The following is an 18,277-nucleotide window of genomic DNA, read 5'->3' on the forward strand; positions in this document are numbered from 1 at the left end:
GCGCGTCGCGCCGCGACGTCCGGCGGCCTGCGCCGCCGGATAGATATTGCTCAGATGCGCAAGGCGCCGCTGGCGACGACGGGGCCCGTGGGTGCATTGCTTGGCGAGCCACCAGGCGGCTCCAGCGACACCGCCAGCGTGGCGCCCGCCACCAGTGCCGCCTGCAGTGCAGCGGGCACCTCGACGGCACGTGTGCGGTCGTGCGGCAACAGGCCGAGCGACGCGGGCGCACCGCCCTCGGGAATCAACCACAACTCGGCGACGCGCCCTTCGGCATCGACATCGGCTGGCAACGGCACCACCAGCACCCGTCCATGCACGGCGTCGACCGAGGCGAGCCACGCCGGCGAACCGTCCTCATGCGCGAGCGTGGTGACGGGCAAGGCTTCGGCAACGGATGCAGGTGCAGGTGCAGGTTCAGGCGCAACGACCACCGGCAGCTCGCGCGCGTCTTCCATCGGCACGCGGCCGGCCAGCACCGCGACGATCGCAACCGCGGCCGCCAGCGCCGCAGCGCCGCGCCAGAAACCGGTGCTGTGCCACAGCCCCTCGGGCGTTGCGGCAACCGGCGTCCAGCCAAGCGCGGTGCGGATGCGCGGCCAGACGTGCGCGGGCACGTCGGCGCTCGGGAATTCCGCGAACCACGGCGAGAGGCGGATATCCCAGTCGGCCACCAGGCGCGCGAACCCCGGATCGCTGGCGATGCGTGCCTGCACCGACGCGCGCGCCGGTGCATCGAGCACACCGAGCACATACTCGCCGGCGAGCAGATCCGCCCGCGGCGGCTCGGGACCGCCGTTGTCGTCGATATCGAAATCGAGGTCGCGCACGTTCATGGCTCCAGACACGCGCGCAGCTGCAGCAGACCACGCCGGATCCAGCTCTTGACCGAGCCGAGCGGCGAGCCCACGCGCTGCGCGAGTTCCTCATAGGTCGAGCCGTCGAAGAAGGCGGCGCGGATCAGACGGCGGCGGCGCGGCTCCAGCGTGTCGAAACAGCGCTCCAGGCGTGAGCGGTCGCCGGCGCGCTCGCTCGATTCCAGCGGCGTGTCTCCGCCATCGGGCATCGCTTCGATGAGTTCGACCGGGGCGAACTGGTGCTGCGGCCGCGCGCGCAGCCGGTCGATCGCGGTATTGCGGGCGATCGTCGCCAGCCAGGTCGCCGCCGCGGCGCGTCCGGGATCGAACTGCGCGGCCTTGCGCCAGATGCGGACGTAGACATCCTGCAACGCGTCCTCGGCTTCGCTGCGATCGTGCAGCACCCGGATGCAGATCCCGAGCAGACGCGAGGCGCTGGCCCGGTACAGCGATTCGAACGCGCGCTGGTCGCCGTCGGCCACCTGGCGCAGCCAGGCGTCCAGCCCCGGCTCGTCCGCTGTGGCGATCGCATCGTGCTGTGGCATCCGGCGCGCGCATCCCGAGAAATGATGGACCGCCATCCTCACAGCGGCCCGCCGTTCGCGCAAGCGCGGTCGTGCGGAGGGCAGGCGGCGGCCTGCGCGCGGCGATGCGGAGATCAGGTGGCGCATCGGCCGTTCAGCGGATCTGCAAGCGCAGCGGCGACGTCGGTCGCCGCGACGCGCCGCGGTGGCTGGGCAGGAAACACGATACGGACCTCGCGCGGCTTGCCGCGGGCATCGCGCACCGTGCCGGGACCGGTAAATTGCCGCAGGCGCCGGTCCGCGAGTCCGTACTGCAGCTCGATGGGCGCGACCGCGAAGCCGAACCAGCGATCCACCGACATCTGCAGCCGGCGCACGCCGTCGGCGTCCTCGAGCTTTGCCACACGCACCGGCATGAACGCGAGACGTTCGGGCAGCAAGAAGGAGAGCCGCTGCGGCGCAGCGTCCAGCGCGGACCAGCGCGCACGCACGGCGGCATCGAAGCCTGCATCGATCACCGCGTCATCAGCCGCAGGCAGTGCCGCCGTTCGCGGCGCGGCGTCGCCGCGCTGGACGAAGATCTCGCGCGCGCCATCGTGCGTGCGCACGCCCTCCCGGTATCCGGTGCGGGCATCGTGGAAGGCGAAGTCCGGCTGCGCGGCCACACCCTGGGTGCGCACGATCTTGCGCGCGAAGGCCGCGCCGTCCGGACACCGGTACAGCACCACGCGTCTCGCGGCGTCGCCGTCGCGGTCCCGGAAGTGCACTTCCCGATACAGCAGTCGACCGTCGTCACGCGCCAACGCGCGCGCCTCTTCGCGCTCGGCCGCCGCCAGTGGCAGGGCCGCGAGCAGGCATGCGATCGCCGTCGCGCAACGCATACGCGCAAGGACCGCGGCTTCGACAGCGGGCATTGGCATGGGCGGCTCCCGTGTTGAGGTTCACGGGACGTACGCCGGCATTGCGGGCCGCGGATGCAGCCGGTTCAGCGCGCGTCAACCGCCTGACGTGCGAGCGCGGGATCGTCGGCGAACAGACCGTCCACGCCCGCATCAAGGAACGCGCGCATCTCGGCGATCGCACCGGCCTCGTTGCGCGCATTGGCAAGTCCACTGCGCAGCCCTCGCGGCAGATACGGATTTTCGGGGCGGAACGTGTACGGCATGACCTGCAGGCCGGCGGCGTGTGCGTCGCCCACCAGCGTCGTGGCCTCGAAACGACCGCCACGTCCGAACTCGCCGATCTGCGACTTGTGCGGCCCCAGCAATGACGCGTAGTCCGCGATCGCGCGCAGCCCGTCCGGGGTGAGCATGTCGCGGTAGCGCAGCTCGTCGCCGATGGCTTCGCTATCCGCGGGACGCGTGCGTGGATCGCCGATGAGTTGCAGCAGGCGCAGATCCGGCAACGCCGGTGCTGCGATCTCCCGCAACGCACGCAGGCTGGCGGGCTCGAACGATTGCACGACCAGCGGCACGCGCGTGGCGACCTCGTGTTCCGCGAGCGCGTCCACCACCGCCTGCTCCATCGGCAGACCAATCGAACGGAAGTGCGTCGGGTGTTTGATCTCGGGAATCAGCCCAACCGAGCGGCCCGAATCGCGCACCAGATCGTCGAGCAGCGCCAGGATCTCGTGCAGCGTGGGCACCGCGAACTGGCGGTCGTGCGAGACCCCGCGCAGCGCCGGCAACGGCTCGCGTGCGCGCAGTGTTTTCAGCTCGGCGAGCGTGAAGTCCTCGGTGAACCAGCCGGTGATGTCGACGCCGTCGATCCGCTGGGTGCGCTTGCGGTCGGCGAACTGCGGATGCAACGCGACATCGGTGGTGCCGCCGATCTCGTTCTCGTGGCGCGCGACCAGCACGCCGTCGCGGGTCATCACGAGGTCGGGCTCGATGAAGTCCGCGCCGTCCTCGACCGCGCGGCGATACGCCGCCAGCGTGTGCTCGGGCATGCGCGCACTGGCGCCGCGATGGGCGATCACGCGCGGCGCGTCGGCAACGGGCGCGGCAGCGGAGGCAACGCGATCGGGCAGGGTCATGGTGGCAGTGGCGAGCAGCAGCGGGATCAGGAAAGACGTTCGGTGCATCGGAGATCGACCGGAAGCGAAGACCGGCAAGCGTGGCAGCCGCGCATGTCACCACCACGACGATTGCCGCGCGGGCGGCCACGCCCGAGAATGCGCGCATGGACATCTTCAAGGTTTTCACCCTCGAGGCCGCACACCGGCTGCCGAACGTGCCGCCGGGCCACAAGTGCGCGCGTCTGCATGGACATTCGTTCCAGGTCGAGGTGCACGTGTCCGGCGAGCCCGGCCCGGAAACCGGCTGGATCATGGACTTCGGCGATCTGAAAGCCGCGTTCGCCCCGCTCTACGCCCAGCTCGACCATCACTATCTCAACGACGTCCCCGGTCTCGAAAACCCGACCAGTGAGCGGCTGGCGATCTGGATCTGGGAGCGACTCAAGCCCGGGTTGCCCGCGCTGAGCGCGATCGTGATCCGCGAAACCTGCACCTCGGGCTGCCGCTACACCGGTCCCTGAAACAGTCTGCGCGCGGGCTGTAAGCGGTTCCAAGTCGTTGATCCCCATACGAAACTGAATGCATAACGACCGCCTGTCGGGATTTTGTTGCAATGCAACATGGCTGGGATATGCTGCATCGCACAAACCCGGCAGATCGCCGGCTCACGCAGGTAACCGCCATGTCCTACCAGTTCAACGAGCAGTTCACCGCCGCGTCGCGCCAGTTCGCCGATGCAGCCGCCCAGTTCAACCGTCTGACCCTCGAGAACGCCGAGACCCTGTTCGGTCTTCACCTCTCGACGCTCAACGACAACACCCATGCCACGTTCGCGTTCATCAACGAAGCGATCGAAGTGCGTGACATGGATGGCTTCAAGGCCCTGTTGCCGAAGGGCGCGCAGGTTGCCCGCGAAAACGTCGAGCGTCTCGTCAGTGCCGGCCAGGAAACCCTGGGCCGCACGGTGAAGACCAACGAAGCCATCGCAGGCCTGGCCAAGTCGCACGTCGAATCGGCCACCGCCGACGTCCGCGCCGAAGCCGAGAAGGTCGTCAAGGCGACCGCGAAGGCGACCAAGCGCTGAGACGCGCTGCGGCGCCCTGGCGCCGCGATCTGAACTCCGGGCGATCCCTCCCTCGCCCGTAGCCGACCCGGCAGCCCCCACGCTGCCGGGTTTTTTTATGCGCCGCGCACCGGACCGGGTAGCAGCACCATGCGCGCCAGCAGGCGGGCGCACAGCGCGTCGGGATCATCGGTACGACCGGTGTGCACCGGCGAGACCTGGATCACCGAGCTGCGCCGCGCAGTGAGCCAGTGAAACCGCGCGCGCGCGGGCAACGCGGCGATCGGCCCGCCATCGGCATCGCCGCGGCAGATGCGCACGATCGCGTCGAGATGGCGCTGCAGCGTGGCGATATCGGCATGCGGATCGAGCGCCTGCAGCCGTGCCGGATCCAGCGCGACCGCTGCCGCCAGCGTGCGCGCGCCCTGGCAGGACACGATCACGCCCACGTTGATGAACTCCTCGCGTTCGACCCGGGGCACGACCCGGATCACCGCGTAGTCATAGACCCGCTGCATGCGCACGCTGCGCCTCCCCGACGAACGCCGACCGGTGCGCCAGGCGCGTGCAGAAGAACTCGACATAGGCCGCGCGATGCGCGTCCGCATCGGCGAATCGCGATTCGCCGGTCAGCCATGCATTCGGGACCAGCGCCACGATGCGGCGGATGTCCGCCTCGGTGATGCGTGCCGACAGGGCCGCATCGGCGGCGTCGAGGGCAGTCGCGAACGGCAGCAGCACGTGATCGGCGATCCGCGCGAACGGGGCGGTCGCGATGCGCACGGCGCTGTCCCAGTCGTGGTGGAAGTACAGCGCCGCGCCGTGATCGATCAGAGTCAGGCGGCGGTGCCAGACCAGCAGGTTGGTATTGCGCGCGGTGCGGTCGACATTGCAGACGAAGGCATCGAACCAGACGATCCGCGATGCGAGATCGGCATCGGGTGGATCGACCGCGGGATCGAAGTTGATCGCACCGGGCAGGTAGTCCAGCGCGAGATTGCAACCTGCACTGGCGCGGATCAGGTGCTGGATCTCGGAATCCGGTTCCGTGGCAGCCAGGTCCGGATCGAGATCGATGAACACGATCTCCGGCATCGGCAGACCCAGCAGGCGCGCGAATTCGCCGCCGATCAGTTCGGCGACCAGCGCCTTCGGTCCCTGCCCCGCGCCGCGGAACTTCATGACGTACATGCCATCGTCGTCGGCTTCCACGACCGCCGGCAGCGAGCCGCCTTCGCGCAGCGGCGTGACATAGCGCGTGGCCTCGACGCTGCGGATCATGCGTCGAGCGCCGAGCGCATCGGCAGCGACCAGTCGATCTGGGCGATACCGCGCTTGCGCAGGAAGTTGTTGGTCTTGGAGAAGTGCCCGCTGCCGAGGAAGCCGCGATAGGCCGACAGCGGCGACGGGTGTGTGGTGCGCAGCACGCAGTGGCGCTGGGTGTCGATGACCTTGCCCTTGGCCTGGGCGTAGCTGCCCCACAGCAGGAAGACCAGATCCTCGCGCTCGCGGTTGAGCACGTCGACGACGTGATCGGTGAAGCCTTCCCAGCCCTTGCCCTGATGCGCGCCGGCCTTGCCGTCCTCGACCGTCAGCACCGCATTGAGCAGCAGCACGCCGCGCTTGGCCCAAGGCATCAGCCAGCCGTGGTCGGGCCGCGGCAGGCCGAGATCGCGTTCGAGCTCCTTGTACATGTTGTCCAGCGACGGCGGCACGCGCTGGTCCGGACGCACCGAGAAACACAGGCCATGTGCCTGACCGGGCCCGTGATACGGGTCCTGGCCGAGGATGACCACTTTCACCGCGTCGAATGGCGTGGCATCGAAGGCCGCGAAGATCTCGGGCCCCGGCGGATAGATCCGCGCGCCCGCGGCTTTCCGCTGGCGCAGGAACGCGGACAGCGCCTGCATGTCGTCGCGGCGCAGCCAGTCGCCGACGTGGGCTTTCCAGGAAGGTTCGAGGCGGATGTCGGACATGGGGCAACCGTGGATGGACACGCCTGCCAGCGTAGCGGCACAGCGGTGCGTGAGGTTGTGGGAGTGCACGTGCGCGCGATGGCTGCATCGGCAACGCCGCATCGCGCGCAAGCACGCGCCTACAGGGGCATGTGCGGCTGCATCGCGGACAGGCGCAACTGGAACAGCGCCTTGGTCGCCAGCACGCGCTCCTCGGCCGGCTTGACGACGAGATCGTTGGCACCGGCGCGCAGCAGCGCGACCTGGTTGTCGTGGTTGCCGTCGCCGGTCATCACCAGCACCGGCAGGCGCCGTTTGCCGTAACCGAAGTCGCGGCGCACCGCGCGCAGCAGGTCGTGCCCGCTGAGCTCGCCCTTCAGATACACGTCGGTCAACAGCAGGTCGGCGCCGGGGGCAGCCGAGCCGTCACGGTACGCATCCAGATAAGCCAGCGCGTCCTCTGCGCTGAGCACGTGGGTCACCCGCATCTGCTGCGCTTCGAGCATGCGCCGGGTCGCCAGCGCGACCGTGCGGCTGTCCTCGACATAGAGCACGTGCGCATCGGGAATCGGCGCCGGCTGCACGTAGCCGCGGATGAATTCCGCCAGCGCGCGATGTCCGAGGGCCTTGTCGAAATGGTCGGTGACGTCTTCGGTGAAGCGGCGCGATTCGAGATGCGCCTGTGCATCGCCCGAGACCACGATCACCGGCACGTAGCGCTGGCCGGTGGCTTCACGTACGCGTCGGGCGAGCTGCAGGCCGTCGCCATCGGGCAGTGACAGCGCGGTGCTGACCAGATCGACCGGCGCCCCATCGAGCGCGACCGCCGCGTCCGCCAGCCCCGTGCATTCCACCACCTCGACATCGGCCAGCGCCTGCCGCAGCACGTCGCCGATCAGCCGGCGCACCAGCTTCGAGCCGTCGACGACCATCACCCGGGGCGCGTCGCCGGCCAAATGACGGAGATCGTGCATGGATCAGGTGTCGGTGGGTCGCGTCTGGCGCAGGAAGTGCCCGGTGACGATGCCGCCGCCACACCAGCCCAGCGCGGTCGCGCCGGCCAGCACCGCCAGCACACCCATCGGGCCGAAGCCGCGCAAGGCGAACGCCGCGCCGTAGCTCGCCGCGAGTTCCGCCAGCGGCGGCTGCAGCGCGAGGCCGGCCAGTGCGAGCAGACCGAGCGCGACCGCGCCGGCGGCCAGCCCATACCAGGCGCCCAGATAGAGGAACGGCCGGCGGATGAAGCCGTCGGTCGCACCGAGCAGCTGCAGCACGCCGAGCTCGTCGCGGCGCGACTGGATGTCGAGCCGCACCGTGTTGCCGACCACCAGCAGCGCGCCGATGCCGAGCAGCGCCGCCAGCACCCACACCACGCGGCCGCCAAAGCGCAGCCAACCATCGAGCCGTTCGCGCCATTGCGCGTCGTGCTGGACGAGTTCCGATTCGGGCAGCGTGCGCAGTGACTCGGCCAGCAGCATCTCGTCGCCGCCGGGCGTCACGATCAGCACGTGCGGCAGCGGGTTCTCACCGAGCACGTCGATCGCGTCGCCGAACTCGCCGCGCTCGCGCAGTTCCGCCAGACCTTCGTCCGGAGAGCGATGCACGACGCTGCCCACATCGCCGCGGCTGCGCAGTTCACCCGCCAGTGCTTCGGCGCGCGGACCGTCGACGTCCTGCTTGAGGAACACGCTGATCTCGCGCGAGGCGTCGATGCTGCCGCCGAGGCGACCGACGTTGTCGAGCACCAGCCACAGGCCGAGCGGCAGTGCGAGCGCGACCGCCATGACGCCGATCGTCAGCGCCGCCGACCACGGCTTCTTGAACAGCCGGCCGAGGCTCGCGAGTACGCTGTAGACGTGATGGTCGATCCAGGTGCCGACCGGCGAGCTGCCGCTGCGCGCGGGCTGGTTGCGGGGCGCCTCAGGCATCGGCGAGGTCCTCCGGCGAAATGTCGTCGGCCAGCGTGCCGTGGTCGAGCACCAGCGTGCGCTTCTTCATGCGCTTGACCAGACCGAGGTCGTGACTGGCGATCAGCACACTGGTGCCGCGCTCGGGCAGCTCGGCGAACAGCGCCATGATTTCGGCCGACAACGTGGGATCGAGATTGCCGGTGGGTTCGTCGGCGACCAGCAGCATCGGCTCACCGACGATCGCGCGGGCGATGCCGATGCGCTGCTGTTCGCCGGCCGAGAGCTGCGTGGGCAGCGCACGTTCGCGCGCGCCCAGCGCCAGACGCTCCAGCACGCTGCGCACGCGCTTGCCGATTTCCGGCCGGCGCATGCCGCGCAGGATCAGCGGCAGCGCGATGTTGTCGAACACGGTGCGGTCGGGCAGCAGGCGGTGATCCTGGAACACGACGCCGATGTCGCGACGGTGCATCGCAACCCTGCGGCCGCGCACCTTGAGCAGATTGCGCTCGCCGAACACCACCGCGCCGCGGCTCGGCCGCTCGGCCAGATGGATGAGTTTCAGCAGCGTGCTCTTGCCCGCGCCGGAGTGGCCGGTGACGAACAGCATCTCGCCGGCCGCCACGTCGAAACTCACCTCCGACAGCGCCACATGGCCGCCCGGATACTGCTTGCTGACGTTGTCGAATCGCAGAACGCTCATGCGCGGCAGTATCGCAGGGAATGTGGACAACAGCGTCATGGTCAAGCGCGTGTCGGATGACGATCGGGCAGCGTGGACGTCGCCTCCGTTCGTGGGCGAACTGCTTGCAGCACTACTCGAAGCAAGGCCCTGGCAGCATCGAGCGGACCGAGGCTCCCATCGCCGCCTGACGGAGCCCCCTCCCCTCGGGAGAGGGGTTGGGGTGAGGGCGGACGCTCGTGCGGCGCCATCATCGTGCGCCAACGATGGGGTTTCGCTGCGCTCCACGAATGCACCGGACGCATCTACGAAAAAGCCCCGCCGAAGCGGGGCTTTTCTCCACGCACGCCAGACGCTGCGATCAGCGCTTGTCGTCACCCGATACCAGGCGACGCAGCCCGCGACCGATGCGGCTCAGCAGCGACGGTGCCTGCTCGGACTTCGACGCCGGCGCCGGACGCTGGGTGGGACGCACTTCGCGCGGACCCTTGCCACCGTTGCCCTGCGGCTTCTTCGACGCATCGGCTGCGGTCGTCTCGGCGGCCTGCGGCGCTGCGCCTTCGGCACCTTCGATCTTCTTGCCGGCGCGGCGGCGACGACGCTTGCGCGGCGGACGCGACTCGTCCGGCATCGCCTGCGCGACCGAACCGGCGGCATCGATCACCGGCTGCGGCGCAGCAGCGACCGGCGCGACTGCCGCTTCTTCGCCTTCGACACGCGGCGGACGCGGCTTGCGCGGTCCACGCTCGCCACGCGCTTCGCCGCTGCCCGCCGGACGCGGACCGCGCGAACCGGGCGCACCCCGACCACCGGCACCGACGCCCGCACCACGGCCGCCGCCACGCTTGGCGTCTTCGACCGCGCGTGCTTCGCGCACTTCCTTGAAGATCTCGTTGATGCTCTCGCCGTCCTCGTCGTCGATCTCCACGCCTTCGCGTGGCTTGCGCGGCAGCGCGGTCAGCAGCTCGGACGTCACCGGCTCCACCGGGATCTTCTGCTCGATGTAGGCCTCGATCTCCGGCAGGCTCTGCGCGTAGCGCTCGCAGGCGAAGCTGATCGCATCGCCCTCGGCGCCGAGGCGCGCGGTGCGGCCGATGCGGTGGACGTAGTCCTCGGCATCGAACGGCAGGTCGTAGTTGTAGACATGGCTGACGCCGTCGATGTGCAAGCCGCGCGCGGCGACGTCCGTGGCCACCAGCAGTTCGAGCTGGCCGGCCTGGAACTTCTTCAGCAGGCTCTCGCGCTTCTTTTGCGGCACGTCGCCCGACAGCACGCCGACCCGGTAGCCGGCCTTCTCGAGCGCACGCGCCACCCGCTCGATGAACGCCTTGGTGTTGACGAACACCATCGTGCGGGCGCCTTCACTGCGCGACAGCAGGCCCAGCAGCAGCTGCAGCTTTTCGTCGTCGGCCGGGAAATACATCACCTGCCGGACCTTGGCGTTGGTGATGAACTCGCTTTCGACGACCAGCTTCTCCGGCTCGTTCATGTGCTCGTAGGCGAGCTCCAGCACGCGATGGCTCAGCGTCGCCGAGAACAGCAGCGTCTGGCGTTCGGTGCGGATCGGCATGCGCCGCAGCAAAAAGCGGATGTCCTTGATGAAGCCGAGGTCGAACATCCGGTCGGCCTCGTCGAGCACGCACATCTCGCAGGCGTGCAGGCTGACGACCTTGTGCTGCTTGACGTAGTCGATCAGGCGGCCGGGGGTCGCGATGATCACGTCAGCACCCTCGGTGAGGATCTGCCGCTGCTTGTCGTAGTCGACGCCGCCGTAGACCAGGGCGAACTTCAGTCCCAGCTGGCTGCCGAACTTCACCGCGTCCTTGTGGATCTGGATCGCGAGTTCGCGGGTCGGCGCGAGGATCAGCGCGCGCGGATCCTCCGGCTTGCGGTCGGCCAGTGCCGGCTTCGACAGCAGGCGGTTGATCACCGTGACCAGGAAGGCGAGGGTCTTGCCGGTGCCGGTCTGGGCCTGGCCGGCGATGTCGCGGCCGTTGAGGGCCAGCGGCAACGTCAGCGCCTGGATGGGCGTGCAGCGGGTGAACCCGGCCTCCTCCAGCCCGGCAAGCAACGCCGGATGCAGGTCGAAGGAGGAGAAGGTGATGTCGGTAAGAGGCTTGTCGCTCATGCGTAGGAAGGTGTCCGGGCGTCGCCGACTTGGAGGGCGCCGCGTGCTTGCGTGGGAGGCAGTCGCGACGGCAGACTGCCTGGGCGCAGGACGCGTGGGTCGTCCCGCAGGAGCGCCACCTTGATTCCGGGCGGCGATTCCCCATTTTACATCCATCCCGGCGCCGCTGCTTCGAAGCGCGCCCCAGCCCCCCGGAGCCCCCCCGTGACCGATGCCGTCATCCATGCCAGCGATTCCGATTTCGACTCCACCGTGCTGCAGTCCGATGTCCCGGTGCTGGTCGACTTCTGGGCCCCCTGGTGCGGTCCCTGCAAGATGATCGCCCCGGCGCTCGACGAATTGGCGGGTGATTACGCCGGCCGCGCCAAGATCGTGAAGATCGACGTCGACCAGAACCAGGCCACGGCGCTGAAGTACCACGTGCGCTCCATCCCGATGCTGCTGCTGTTCAAGGATGGCCAGGTGCAGGGCACCCAGATCGGTGCCGTGGGCAAGCCGCAGCTGGCCCAGCTGATCGACAAGGCCCTCTGAGGCCCGTCTCAATCCTGCGGCAGGCCGTTCAAGAGCGCCCTGCCGTCTGAACCGACCGCGCGGCCAGCGCTTGCCGCCGGTCGGATGCAGTGCTAGGTTTGCGCTGCTCCGGCGTGTTTTCAGCGCGCCGCACCCATCTGGCGTCACTCCCGACTGTCCGTTTCCCTGCCGCCGCCCGTCCCGGGCGCTCGCAACCGAGCGAGGATTTTCCGCTTGTCCGACAACACATCCGATCCCGGCACGCCCGAGGGCGACACCGCCGTGAAGCGCGTGCGCAAGCCGCGCGTGGCCAAGAAAGCCACCGACTCCGCGTCTCCCGATTCTCAGTCCCAGTTGCCGTTGGCGACGCAGGACAGCGCCGCGCCGAAGGCCCCGCCCGCCAGCGCACCGCCGGCGCAGGCGTCTGCACCGCAGTCCGATCCGCAGCGTGCACCCAGCGAGTCGGGCCAGGGCGATGCCCAGCGCGGCAACCAGGGCAACAACGGGCAGCCGAATGGCGGCCAGCACCACCCCCAGCAGGGCGGCGAGCCGCGCCAGCACGGTGGCGGCCAGCCGAACCAGAACCGGGGCAACCCCGGCAACAACAACAACAACAACAACGATCAGGGCGGCAACAACCGTCGCGACCGGTTCAAGAACCGGCGTGATCGTCCGCGTGGCGGTGGCCGCGACGACGGCCTGCCGCAGGACGGCGGCAACGACCACGTCCAGCGCCTGCCGCCCCCGAACATTCCCGAGGGCTTCCCCCAGTACACGCTGAGCGATCTCAAGCGGATGCCGGCGCACAAGCTGCTCGACATCGCCGACCAGCTCGCGATCGAAGGCGTGGCCCGCGCGCGCAAGCAGGACGTGATCTTCGGCCTGCTCAAAGTGCTGACCCGCCACGGCGAGGGCGTCGTCGCCGACGGCGTGCTCGAAATCCTGCCCGACGGCTACGGCTTCCTGCGCGCGGCCGAGGCGAGCTACCTCGCCGGCCCGGACGATGTCTACATCTCGCCCAGCCAGATCCGCCGCTTCAACCTGCGCACCGGCGACCATCTGCTCGGCCGTATCCGCTGGCCCAAGGACGGCGAACGCTACTTCGCGCTGTCGGTCGTCGACACGATCAACGGCGAACCGCCGGAAGCCAGCAAGGGCAAGGTGCTGTTCGAGAACCTGACCCCGCTGTTCCCGCGCAAGCGCTTCAAGCTCGAGCGCGGTGACGGGTCCAGCGAAGACATCGCCGGCCGCATCCTCGATCTGATGGCCCCGCAGGGCAAGGGCCAGCGCGCCCTGATCGTCTCGCCGCCCAAGGCGGGCAAGACGATGATGATGCAGCAGATCGCCAGCGCGATTACCTACAACCATCCCGACGTGCACATGATTGTGCTGCTGATCGACGAGCGTCCGGAAGAAGTGACCGAGATGCAGCGCACCGTGCGCGGCGAAGTCATTTCCTCGACGTTCGACGAGCCGGCCGCGCGTCACGTGCAGGTGGCCGAAATGGTCATCGAGCGCGCCAAGCGCCTGGTCGAGCACAAGAAGGATGTCGTCATCCTGCTCGACTCGATCACCCGCCTCGCCCGCGCCTACAACAACGTCGTGCCGAGCTCGGGCAAGGTGCTCACCGGTGGTGTCGACGCGAACGCGATGCACCGCCCGAAGCGCTTCTTCGGCGCCGCGCGCAACGTCGAGGAAGGCGGTTCGCTGACCATCATCGCCACTGCCCTCGTCGACACCGGCAGCGCGATGGACAAGGTGATCTACGAAGAGTTCAAGGGCACCGGCAACTCGGAAGTGCACCTGGACCGTCGCATCACCGAGAAGCGCGTCTACCCGGCGATCAACGTCAACCAGTCGGGCACCCGCCGCGAGGACTACCTCATCGAGCCGGACCTGCTGCAGCGCATCTGGATTCTCCGCAAGCTGCTCCACCCGATGGACGAGATCGCAGCGATGGAATTCCTGCTCGACAAGATGAAGAGCACGAAGTCCAACGACGAGTTCTTCTCGTCGATGAAGCGCTGATCCATAGGGTCCTCGCTCACGAAAAAAGCCCCGCTTCCGCGGGGCTTTTTTTTGGCTCCGGTCCGGCCCGGTCAGCCTTCGAACGGCGTGAGCAGGCGGAAGCGGGACTGTCCCTGATGCAGCGTGCCGGCGACCTGCGCGTCCGGGCTGAAGCCGGGCGGATCCGGCATCGCCCAAGTCGGACGGGTCTGCGCGCCGGGCACGTATCCGAGCCATTGTCCGTAGGCCGGACCTTCCGGAAGACGGGCGCCATCGGAAAGCGAGAAGTCGACCGGCACACGGACGACCCAGTGATCGCTGGAAACGGCGTCTCCCGTGGTCGGTGGCGCGAATGTCCACTCCCTGGCCTTGTCGATCGCCGCCTTCTCCAGACCGCGGCGGATCATCTCCATCTGCCGCGCCGTGCCGAGCGCCGTCAGGTTGGTCTGCTCGGCTGCGACGTCTTCCACACGGCCATCGCGTGCGACCTTGACCAGCAGGTAGACAGTGCCCTTGCCGCCCATCTGCGCGATGCTCATGGGATACCGCGGCGGCTTCATCTCGATCGAGCGGACGCGTCCTGTGTCGTCCGGATCATATTCCTCGCCGAAACTCGCGCTCTTGATCGCGATGTTCATGTTGCCGTCGTCCGCGGGCGTCGCCACCAGCCGGATGGTCATCTTCGCGCGGGCCAGCACCGGCGCGCCGTCGACGAGCACCGGTTCGAAGCGCAGCGCAGGCATTGCGCGCTCGATCAGACGCACGACGTAGTCGGGAAGCTTGTCCGGTTGATCCAGCGTGTGGGTACTGACGCTGCCATCGAGCGCGATGTCGACATGCCCGGTCACCAGCATGCTGCCCTCGACCTGTTGGCGCATTTCGCGTGCGCTCTGCGCCGCAGTCAGCGACGGTACGAGACACGCCGTCGCGAGCAGCACACCCAGCAGTCTTTGAAGTGTCATCACGGATCCATCCTTGAGCGAGGACCCGACGTTACTCCCGGCCCCCTGCGTGGACAAGCCGGGGTAAACCCGAGTGCCGTCAGCGCTGCTCGCGCAGGAACCTGGCCATCGACACGCCGTCGCCGCTCTGCGGGGGTGCGAATTCCGCGGCGACGTCGATGAAGCCGCGCATGATCGCGATCTCGCGCGGCGTGCGGTTGAGCGTGTCGCGCAGCTCAGGATCGGCGCCGGCGCGCAGCAGGCGGCGGGCCAGGCGCAGCTGGCCGTGCAGGCCCGACAGGTGCAGCGGGCCGAAGCCGCGCTGATCCTGCGCGTCGAGCGAGACACCCTCATCGAGCAGGTGCTCCATTGCAGCCAGCACCACGTCCTCGTCGCAGGGCGTGCCGGGCTCGGCCCGTGCACCGAGCAGCAGCAGCAGCGGCGTGACGCCACCGGCCGCGGGCGCGTCGACCTCTGCGCCCGCCAGCAGCAGGGTGTCGAACAGCGCGAGCAGACGTGGACGATCGCGCGAGGTGAACCCGTAGAGCGCGGCGCAATGCAGCGGGGTCAGGCCCTGCGCGTCGGTCGCGTGGATGTCGGCGCCAGCGGTCAGCAGACGCGCGGCAAGATCGGGCAGGCCCAGGGCAGCGGCGAGCATCAGCACGCTGACTTCGCCCGGCAGGCGCTGGTCGAGCGAGACGCCTGACGCCAGCAGGCGATCGACGATTTCGGCGTGACGCATGCTGACCGCCGCCGACAGCGGCGTCGCGCCGGACTGCGCAGCGAGCGCTGCGTCGGCCTCGCGTGCCAGCAACAGATCGACGACCTCGCGATGTCCGCCACCGGCGGCGCGCAGCAGCGCGGTGCAGCCCTGTGCATCGACGGTGTCGACCGCGAATCCCAGATCGAGCAGACGGCGCACGGCCTCCGCGTCGCCCGCGTTGGCGGCGGCTGGCAGATCGGTCGGTTCCAGCGCACGTCTCGGCAGCGCCCAGCCCCGCCAGTCCAGCCAGTCGGCGAGGTCGCGTCGCCCGGCAGAGAGTGCAACGCCCAGCGGCGTCTGGCCATCAGCGGCGCAGGCCGCCGGCGAGGCGCCGTGACGCACCAGCACCTTGAGCGCGCCTTCGCGTCCGAGTGCGGCGGCGAGATGCAACGCCGTCATGCCGCGCGCATCACGGGCATCAAGATCGACGCCATGACCGACCAGACGCTCGATCAGCCGCAGCCAGCCCAGCCGCACGGCCAAGGCCAGTGGCGGATCGCCCGCGGGCGACGGCGCGAACGGATCGGCGCCGCGGGCCAGCAGATCGAGCGCGAAGGTCTCGTACGCCCGCGCGGCCTGATCGTCGTCGCTGCAGGCCGCGAGATACCGCGCCAGCGTGCCGGCGCCGCCGGGCGACGCGCCATGCCGCAGCAGCGCCTGCAGGATCGGCAGGTGTTGCGGCGCTGACGACAGCAGCGCGCACAGCGGCGGCACGCCGGCATCATCGGTGACTTCGACATCCGCCCCCTGCGCGAGCAGCCATTCGATACGGTCCAGCGATGGCGGCATCTCGGGATCGAGCAGCAGACCACCGAGATCGCGCGCGTTGAGCAGGCGCAGCAGCGGGCCCTGATCGTCGAAGCGGCCTTCGCGCAGGCTGGCGCGCAACAGCAGGACCGGCGTGCGGTCGCTGGCGGCGGCGCCATCCTCGTCGTCGCCGATGCCCAGATTGACCGGCAGCGGATAGTCGGGATCGAGCAGGCGCACCAAGGTCCAGCGGCCGGTCTCGGCGGCACGGTCGACCGGCTTGCGGCCATCCGCATCGGCGATGTCGGCCGGCACGCCCAGTTCGAGCAGACGCTGCAACAGCGCAGCCGACGGCAGTTCCGCGGTACACGCCAGCATCACCGCATTGCGGCCCGCGGCATCGACGGCGGCGACATCGGCATTCGCGGCCAACAGCGCTTCGAGCGCGGACAGGCGACCGCCGCGCGCGGCTTCGAGCAGCGGCGTACGGCCGTCGTTGTCGCGGCCGCGCACATCGGCGCCGGCGCCGAGCAGCGCGGCGAGGATCTCGTCGTGGCCCTGGAACGCGGCGACATGCAAAGCGCTGCGACGCAATGCATCGCGCGCATCGACGCGTGCCTTGTGCTTGAGCAGCAACTGCACGCCGGCGGCATCGTCCTCGTCGCCGCCGGCCGCCGCCAGCAAGGCCGGCGTGCCGCCCTCGACCTCGGCGCGGGCGCCACGTTCGAGCAGGAATTTCGCCAGCCGCCAGTTGCCGACCGCGCAGGCCATGCCCAGCGGCGTCAGGCCATCGTGGTTGCGCGCTTCGAGTTCGGCGGCGGCATCGCGCAGCAGCGCGGCGACGCCGGGATCGGAACTGCGCGCGGCCAAGTGCAGCGGCGTGTTGCCTTCGTGGTCGGTGATCCGCGGATCGGCGCCGTTTGCGAGCAGCGTCATCACCGCATCGGGACGACCGTGCCAGCTGTCGCGGGTCGCGGCCAGCAGCGGGGTCATACCGGCGTGCGCGGTGTTGACGTCGACGCCGCGTGCGATCAGTTCACGCAGCAGACGCAAGTCGGGCAGTACCGCGGCCAGCACCGGCAGGCTGCGCTGGTCGCGGTCATCACCCGCAGGCAGCACGCGCACGTCGGCGCCTGCTTCGATCAGGGCCAGCGCGCGGTCGACACGACCGGCGCGGGCGGCGGCGTAGAGCGCGACATCGGGCGCGGCATCGACTGGTTCTGCCGACAATGCGACCGCGGGATCGCCCTGCATCTCGACGATCTGGATCGGCAACGCCGCCGGCGGCGTGAGCCGTTGCAACACGGCATGCAGGCCGAGCGAGCCGAGGACGGCGATGATCGCCAGCCCGGCACGCGGGCCGATGCCCCCGGGCGGCAGCCAGGCCGGCAGCAGGACGAGCGCGACGATCGCAGCCACGCACAGCGCGGCGCCGACGCCGCGCCAATGGCCCGTTTCGCGCTCCGACAGTGCGCGCCAGTGCGTGCGCAGATCGCCGCCGTCGCGCTCGAGCGCATGCCACAACGGCCACGTGCGCCAGAAGCCGATGACTGCGAGACCGGTGGCGATGCTCAACGCGAGCGCCGCGCCGAGTTCACCACCCTGCCGCAGCGCGGACAGTGGCCAGACGACGAGCACGGCAGTCGCGACCGTGGCGCCGCCCCATGCGACGGCCAGCGACAGCAGGTCGATCCGCAGCGTGGCGCCCGCGGGCAAGGTGCGCGTGTGCCAACCGCGGATGACCAGCGCGAACGCGGGCTGCGCGAGCGCAGCGGCAACTGCGGCAAGCGGACCACCGACGAGCGTCAGCGCTGCCAGCGCGACGCCGGCCAGGAGCACGAAGATCAGGGATCGGGCGAACGCGGACGAAGGCCGCTGCGCGGACTCAGGCATCGGTGCCCCAGTCCTCCGTGAGTGGATCGTGGACCAGGCGCGGCGGCATCTGCAGATGGAATTTCTGCGAGCGCAGCTTCTCGCGCACGGTCGCGACATCCTCGCGCGCCAGCTTGCGGTCGGGCGTCAGCGCCACGTCCAGCACGAAGACCAGTTCGCCCAGCTGCGCACGCACCGGATCGGGCAGGACGTCGAACGCGTCGCGCTCGGCGAGGTACACATAAGTGTCCGCCTTGCGCTGGCTTTTGTAGACGTAGGCGTGCATGGCCGAAGAACCGCGGAA

At 69.5% G+C, this 18,277-nt stretch carries 18 protein-coding genes; 4 read left to right on the forward strand and 14 right to left on the reverse strand.

Translation table 11 applies throughout. The features are described 5' to 3' along the window. Positions 1-50 precede the first annotated feature (50 nt). From AC3IRM_RS14770 to AC3IRM_RS14785, 4 genes are all read right to left on the reverse strand, one after another. Positions 51-836 (reverse strand): anti-sigma factor, encoded by a 786-nt coding sequence (locus AC3IRM_RS14770; RefSeq protein WP_489203844.1) that lies wholly within the window; start codon positions 834-836, stop codon positions 51-53. Next, positions 833-1,402: a sigma-70 family RNA polymerase sigma factor gene (locus AC3IRM_RS14775; RefSeq protein ID WP_489203845.1), complete on the reverse strand. Its 570-nt coding sequence runs from the start codon at positions 1,400-1,402 to the stop codon at positions 833-835. Before AC3IRM_RS14775 ends, AC3IRM_RS14770 begins: the two co-directional genes overlap by 4 nt. A 113-nt stretch (positions 1,403-1,515) precedes the next feature. After that, on the reverse strand, positions 1,516-2,301 hold the full coding sequence (locus AC3IRM_RS14780) for a hypothetical protein (RefSeq protein ID WP_489203846.1): 786 nt from the start codon (positions 2,299-2,301) through the stop codon (positions 1,516-1,518). A 65-nt stretch (positions 2,302-2,366) separates the two neighbouring features. Beyond that, complete coding sequence (locus AC3IRM_RS14785; RefSeq protein ID WP_489203847.1) at positions 2,367-3,464, reverse strand: glycerophosphodiester phosphodiesterase family protein; 1,098 nt, start codon at positions 3,462-3,464, stop codon at positions 2,367-2,369. 98 nt (positions 3,465-3,562) lie between these two features. On the opposite strand from AC3IRM_RS14785, the gene queD reads away from it, so the two are divergent. Beyond that, on the forward strand, positions 3,563-3,919 hold the full coding sequence (gene queD / locus AC3IRM_RS14790; protein ID WP_489205939.1) for a 6-carboxytetrahydropterin synthase QueD: 357 nt from the start codon (positions 3,563-3,565) through the stop codon (positions 3,917-3,919). Positions 3,920-4,080: 161 nt separating this feature from the next. After that, positions 4,081-4,482, forward strand: coding sequence for a phasin family protein (locus tag AC3IRM_RS14795; protein ID WP_489203848.1), 402 nt, complete (start codon positions 4,081-4,083; stop codon positions 4,480-4,482). Positions 4,483-4,577: 95 nt separating this feature from the next. On the opposite strand, the gene AC3IRM_RS14800 is transcribed toward AC3IRM_RS14795, so the two are convergent. The 7 genes from AC3IRM_RS14800 to rhlB all read right to left on the reverse strand — a co-directional run bounded on the left by AC3IRM_RS14800 (position 4,578) and on the right by rhlB (position 11,133). After that, complete coding sequence (locus tag AC3IRM_RS14800) at positions 4,578-4,979, reverse strand: DUF3037 domain-containing protein (RefSeq protein ID WP_489203849.1); 402 nt, start codon at positions 4,977-4,979, stop codon at positions 4,578-4,580. Next, entirely contained in the window at positions 4,963-5,739 is a 777-nt protein-coding gene (locus AC3IRM_RS14805; RefSeq protein ID WP_489205940.1) for a HipA family kinase, read from the reverse strand. The genes AC3IRM_RS14800 and AC3IRM_RS14805 overlap by 17 nt, the downstream gene beginning before the upstream one ends. Next, entirely contained in the window at positions 5,739-6,437 is a 699-nt protein-coding gene (gene ung, locus AC3IRM_RS14810; protein ID WP_489203850.1) for a uracil-DNA glycosylase, read from the reverse strand. Before ung ends, AC3IRM_RS14805 begins: the two co-directional genes overlap by 1 nt. A gap of 119 nt (positions 6,438-6,556) precedes the next feature. Beyond that, positions 6,557-7,390, reverse strand: coding sequence for a response regulator (locus tag AC3IRM_RS14815; protein ID WP_489203851.1), 834 nt, complete (start codon positions 7,388-7,390; stop codon positions 6,557-6,559). 3 nt (positions 7,391-7,393) lie between these two features. Then, positions 7,394-8,344, reverse strand: coding sequence for a permease-like cell division protein FtsX (gene ftsX / locus AC3IRM_RS14820; protein WP_489203852.1), 951 nt, complete (start codon positions 8,342-8,344; stop codon positions 7,394-7,396). After that, positions 8,337-9,026, reverse strand: a complete 690-nt coding sequence (gene ftsE / locus AC3IRM_RS14825) for a cell division ATP-binding protein FtsE (protein ID WP_310235768.1) — start codon at positions 9,024-9,026, stop codon at positions 8,337-8,339. Before ftsE ends, ftsX begins: the two co-directional genes overlap by 8 nt. Positions 9,027-9,366: 340 nt before the next feature. Next, entirely contained in the window at positions 9,367-11,133 is a 1,767-nt protein-coding gene (rhlB, locus tag AC3IRM_RS14830; protein ID WP_489203853.1) for an ATP-dependent RNA helicase RhlB, read from the reverse strand. Between the two features lie 204 nt (positions 11,134-11,337). On the opposite strand from rhlB, the gene trxA reads away from it, so the two are divergent. Together trxA and rho are read left to right on the forward strand one after the other, a co-directional pair. Next, complete coding sequence (trxA, locus tag AC3IRM_RS14835) at positions 11,338-11,664, forward strand: thioredoxin (RefSeq protein WP_310235771.1); 327 nt, start codon at positions 11,338-11,340, stop codon at positions 11,662-11,664. Positions 11,665-11,877: 213 nt separating this feature from the next. Next, the gene (rho, locus tag AC3IRM_RS14840; RefSeq protein ID WP_489203854.1) at positions 11,878-13,671 is read left to right on the forward strand and encodes a transcription termination factor Rho; all 1,794 of its coding nucleotides are present in this window, start codon (positions 11,878-11,880) and stop codon (positions 13,669-13,671) included. A gap of 71 nt (positions 13,672-13,742) precedes the next feature. On the opposite strand, the gene AC3IRM_RS14845 is transcribed toward rho, so the two are convergent. The 3 genes from AC3IRM_RS14845 to AC3IRM_RS14855 all read right to left on the reverse strand — a co-directional run bounded on the left by AC3IRM_RS14845 (position 13,743) and on the right by AC3IRM_RS14855 (position 18,259). Then, positions 13,743-14,612 (reverse strand): TonB family protein, encoded by an 870-nt coding sequence (locus tag AC3IRM_RS14845; protein WP_489203855.1) that lies wholly within the window; start codon positions 14,610-14,612, stop codon positions 13,743-13,745. 79 nt (positions 14,613-14,691) lie between these two features. Next, a complete protein-coding gene (locus AC3IRM_RS14850; RefSeq protein ID WP_489203856.1) occupies positions 14,692-17,994 on the reverse strand; it encodes an ankyrin repeat domain-containing protein in 3,303 nt (1,100 codons plus the stop codon). After that, on the reverse strand, positions 17,987-18,259 hold the full coding sequence (locus AC3IRM_RS14855; RefSeq protein WP_489203857.1) for a YcgL domain-containing protein: 273 nt from the start codon (positions 18,257-18,259) through the stop codon (positions 17,987-17,989). The genes AC3IRM_RS14850 and AC3IRM_RS14855 overlap by 8 nt, the downstream gene beginning before the upstream one ends. Positions 18,260-18,277 lie beyond the last annotated feature (18 nt).

The organism is Luteimonas sp. KH_071 (assembly GCF_057838005.1).

Bases quoted from the DNA above. Each gene is read 5' to 3' on its own strand.
- rhlB (WP_489203853.1), bottom strand. From the start codon at position 11,133: ATGAGCGACAAGCCTCTTACCGACATCACCTTCTCCTCCTTCGACCTG.
- AC3IRM_RS14800 (WP_489203849.1), bottom strand. From the start codon at position 4,979: ATGCAGCGGGTCTATGACTACGCGGTGATCCGGGTCGTGCCCCGGGTC.
- AC3IRM_RS14775 (WP_489203845.1), bottom strand. From the start codon at position 1,402: ATGCCACAGCACGATGCGATCGCCACAGCGGACGAGCCGGGGCTGGAC.
- ftsE (WP_310235768.1), bottom strand. From the start codon at position 9,026: ATGAGCGTTCTGCGATTCGACAACGTCAGCAAGCAGTATCCGGGCGGC.
- AC3IRM_RS14855 (WP_489203857.1), bottom strand. From the start codon at position 18,259: ATGCACGCCTACGTCTACAAAAGCCAGCGCAAGGCGGACACTTATGTG.
- AC3IRM_RS14770 (WP_489203844.1), bottom strand. From the start codon at position 836: ATGAACGTGCGCGACCTCGATTTCGATATCGACGACAACGGCGGTCCC.
- AC3IRM_RS14815 (WP_489203851.1), bottom strand. From the start codon at position 7,390: ATGCACGATCTCCGTCATTTGGCCGGCGACGCGCCCCGGGTGATGGTC.
- AC3IRM_RS14845 (WP_489203855.1), bottom strand. From the start codon at position 14,612: ATGACACTTCAAAGACTGCTGGGTGTGCTGCTCGCGACGGCGTGTCTC.
- ung (WP_489203850.1), bottom strand. From the start codon at position 6,437: ATGTCCGACATCCGCCTCGAACCTTCCTGGAAAGCCCACGTCGGCGAC.
- ftsX (WP_489203852.1), bottom strand. From the start codon at position 8,344: ATGCCTGAGGCGCCCCGCAACCAGCCCGCGCGCAGCGGCAGCTCGCCG.
- AC3IRM_RS14780 (WP_489203846.1), bottom strand. From the start codon at position 2,301: ATGCCAATGCCCGCTGTCGAAGCCGCGGTCCTTGCGCGTATGCGTTGC.
- AC3IRM_RS14785 (WP_489203847.1), bottom strand. From the start codon at position 3,464: ATGCACCGAACGTCTTTCCTGATCCCGCTGCTGCTCGCCACTGCCACC.
- queD (WP_489205939.1), top strand. From the start codon at position 3,563: ATGGACATCTTCAAGGTTTTCACCCTCGAGGCCGCACACCGGCTGCCG.
- AC3IRM_RS14850 (WP_489203856.1), bottom strand. From the start codon at position 17,994: ATGCCTGAGTCCGCGCAGCGGCCTTCGTCCGCGTTCGCCCGATCCCTG.
- AC3IRM_RS14795 (WP_489203848.1), top strand. From the start codon at position 4,081: ATGTCCTACCAGTTCAACGAGCAGTTCACCGCCGCGTCGCGCCAGTTC.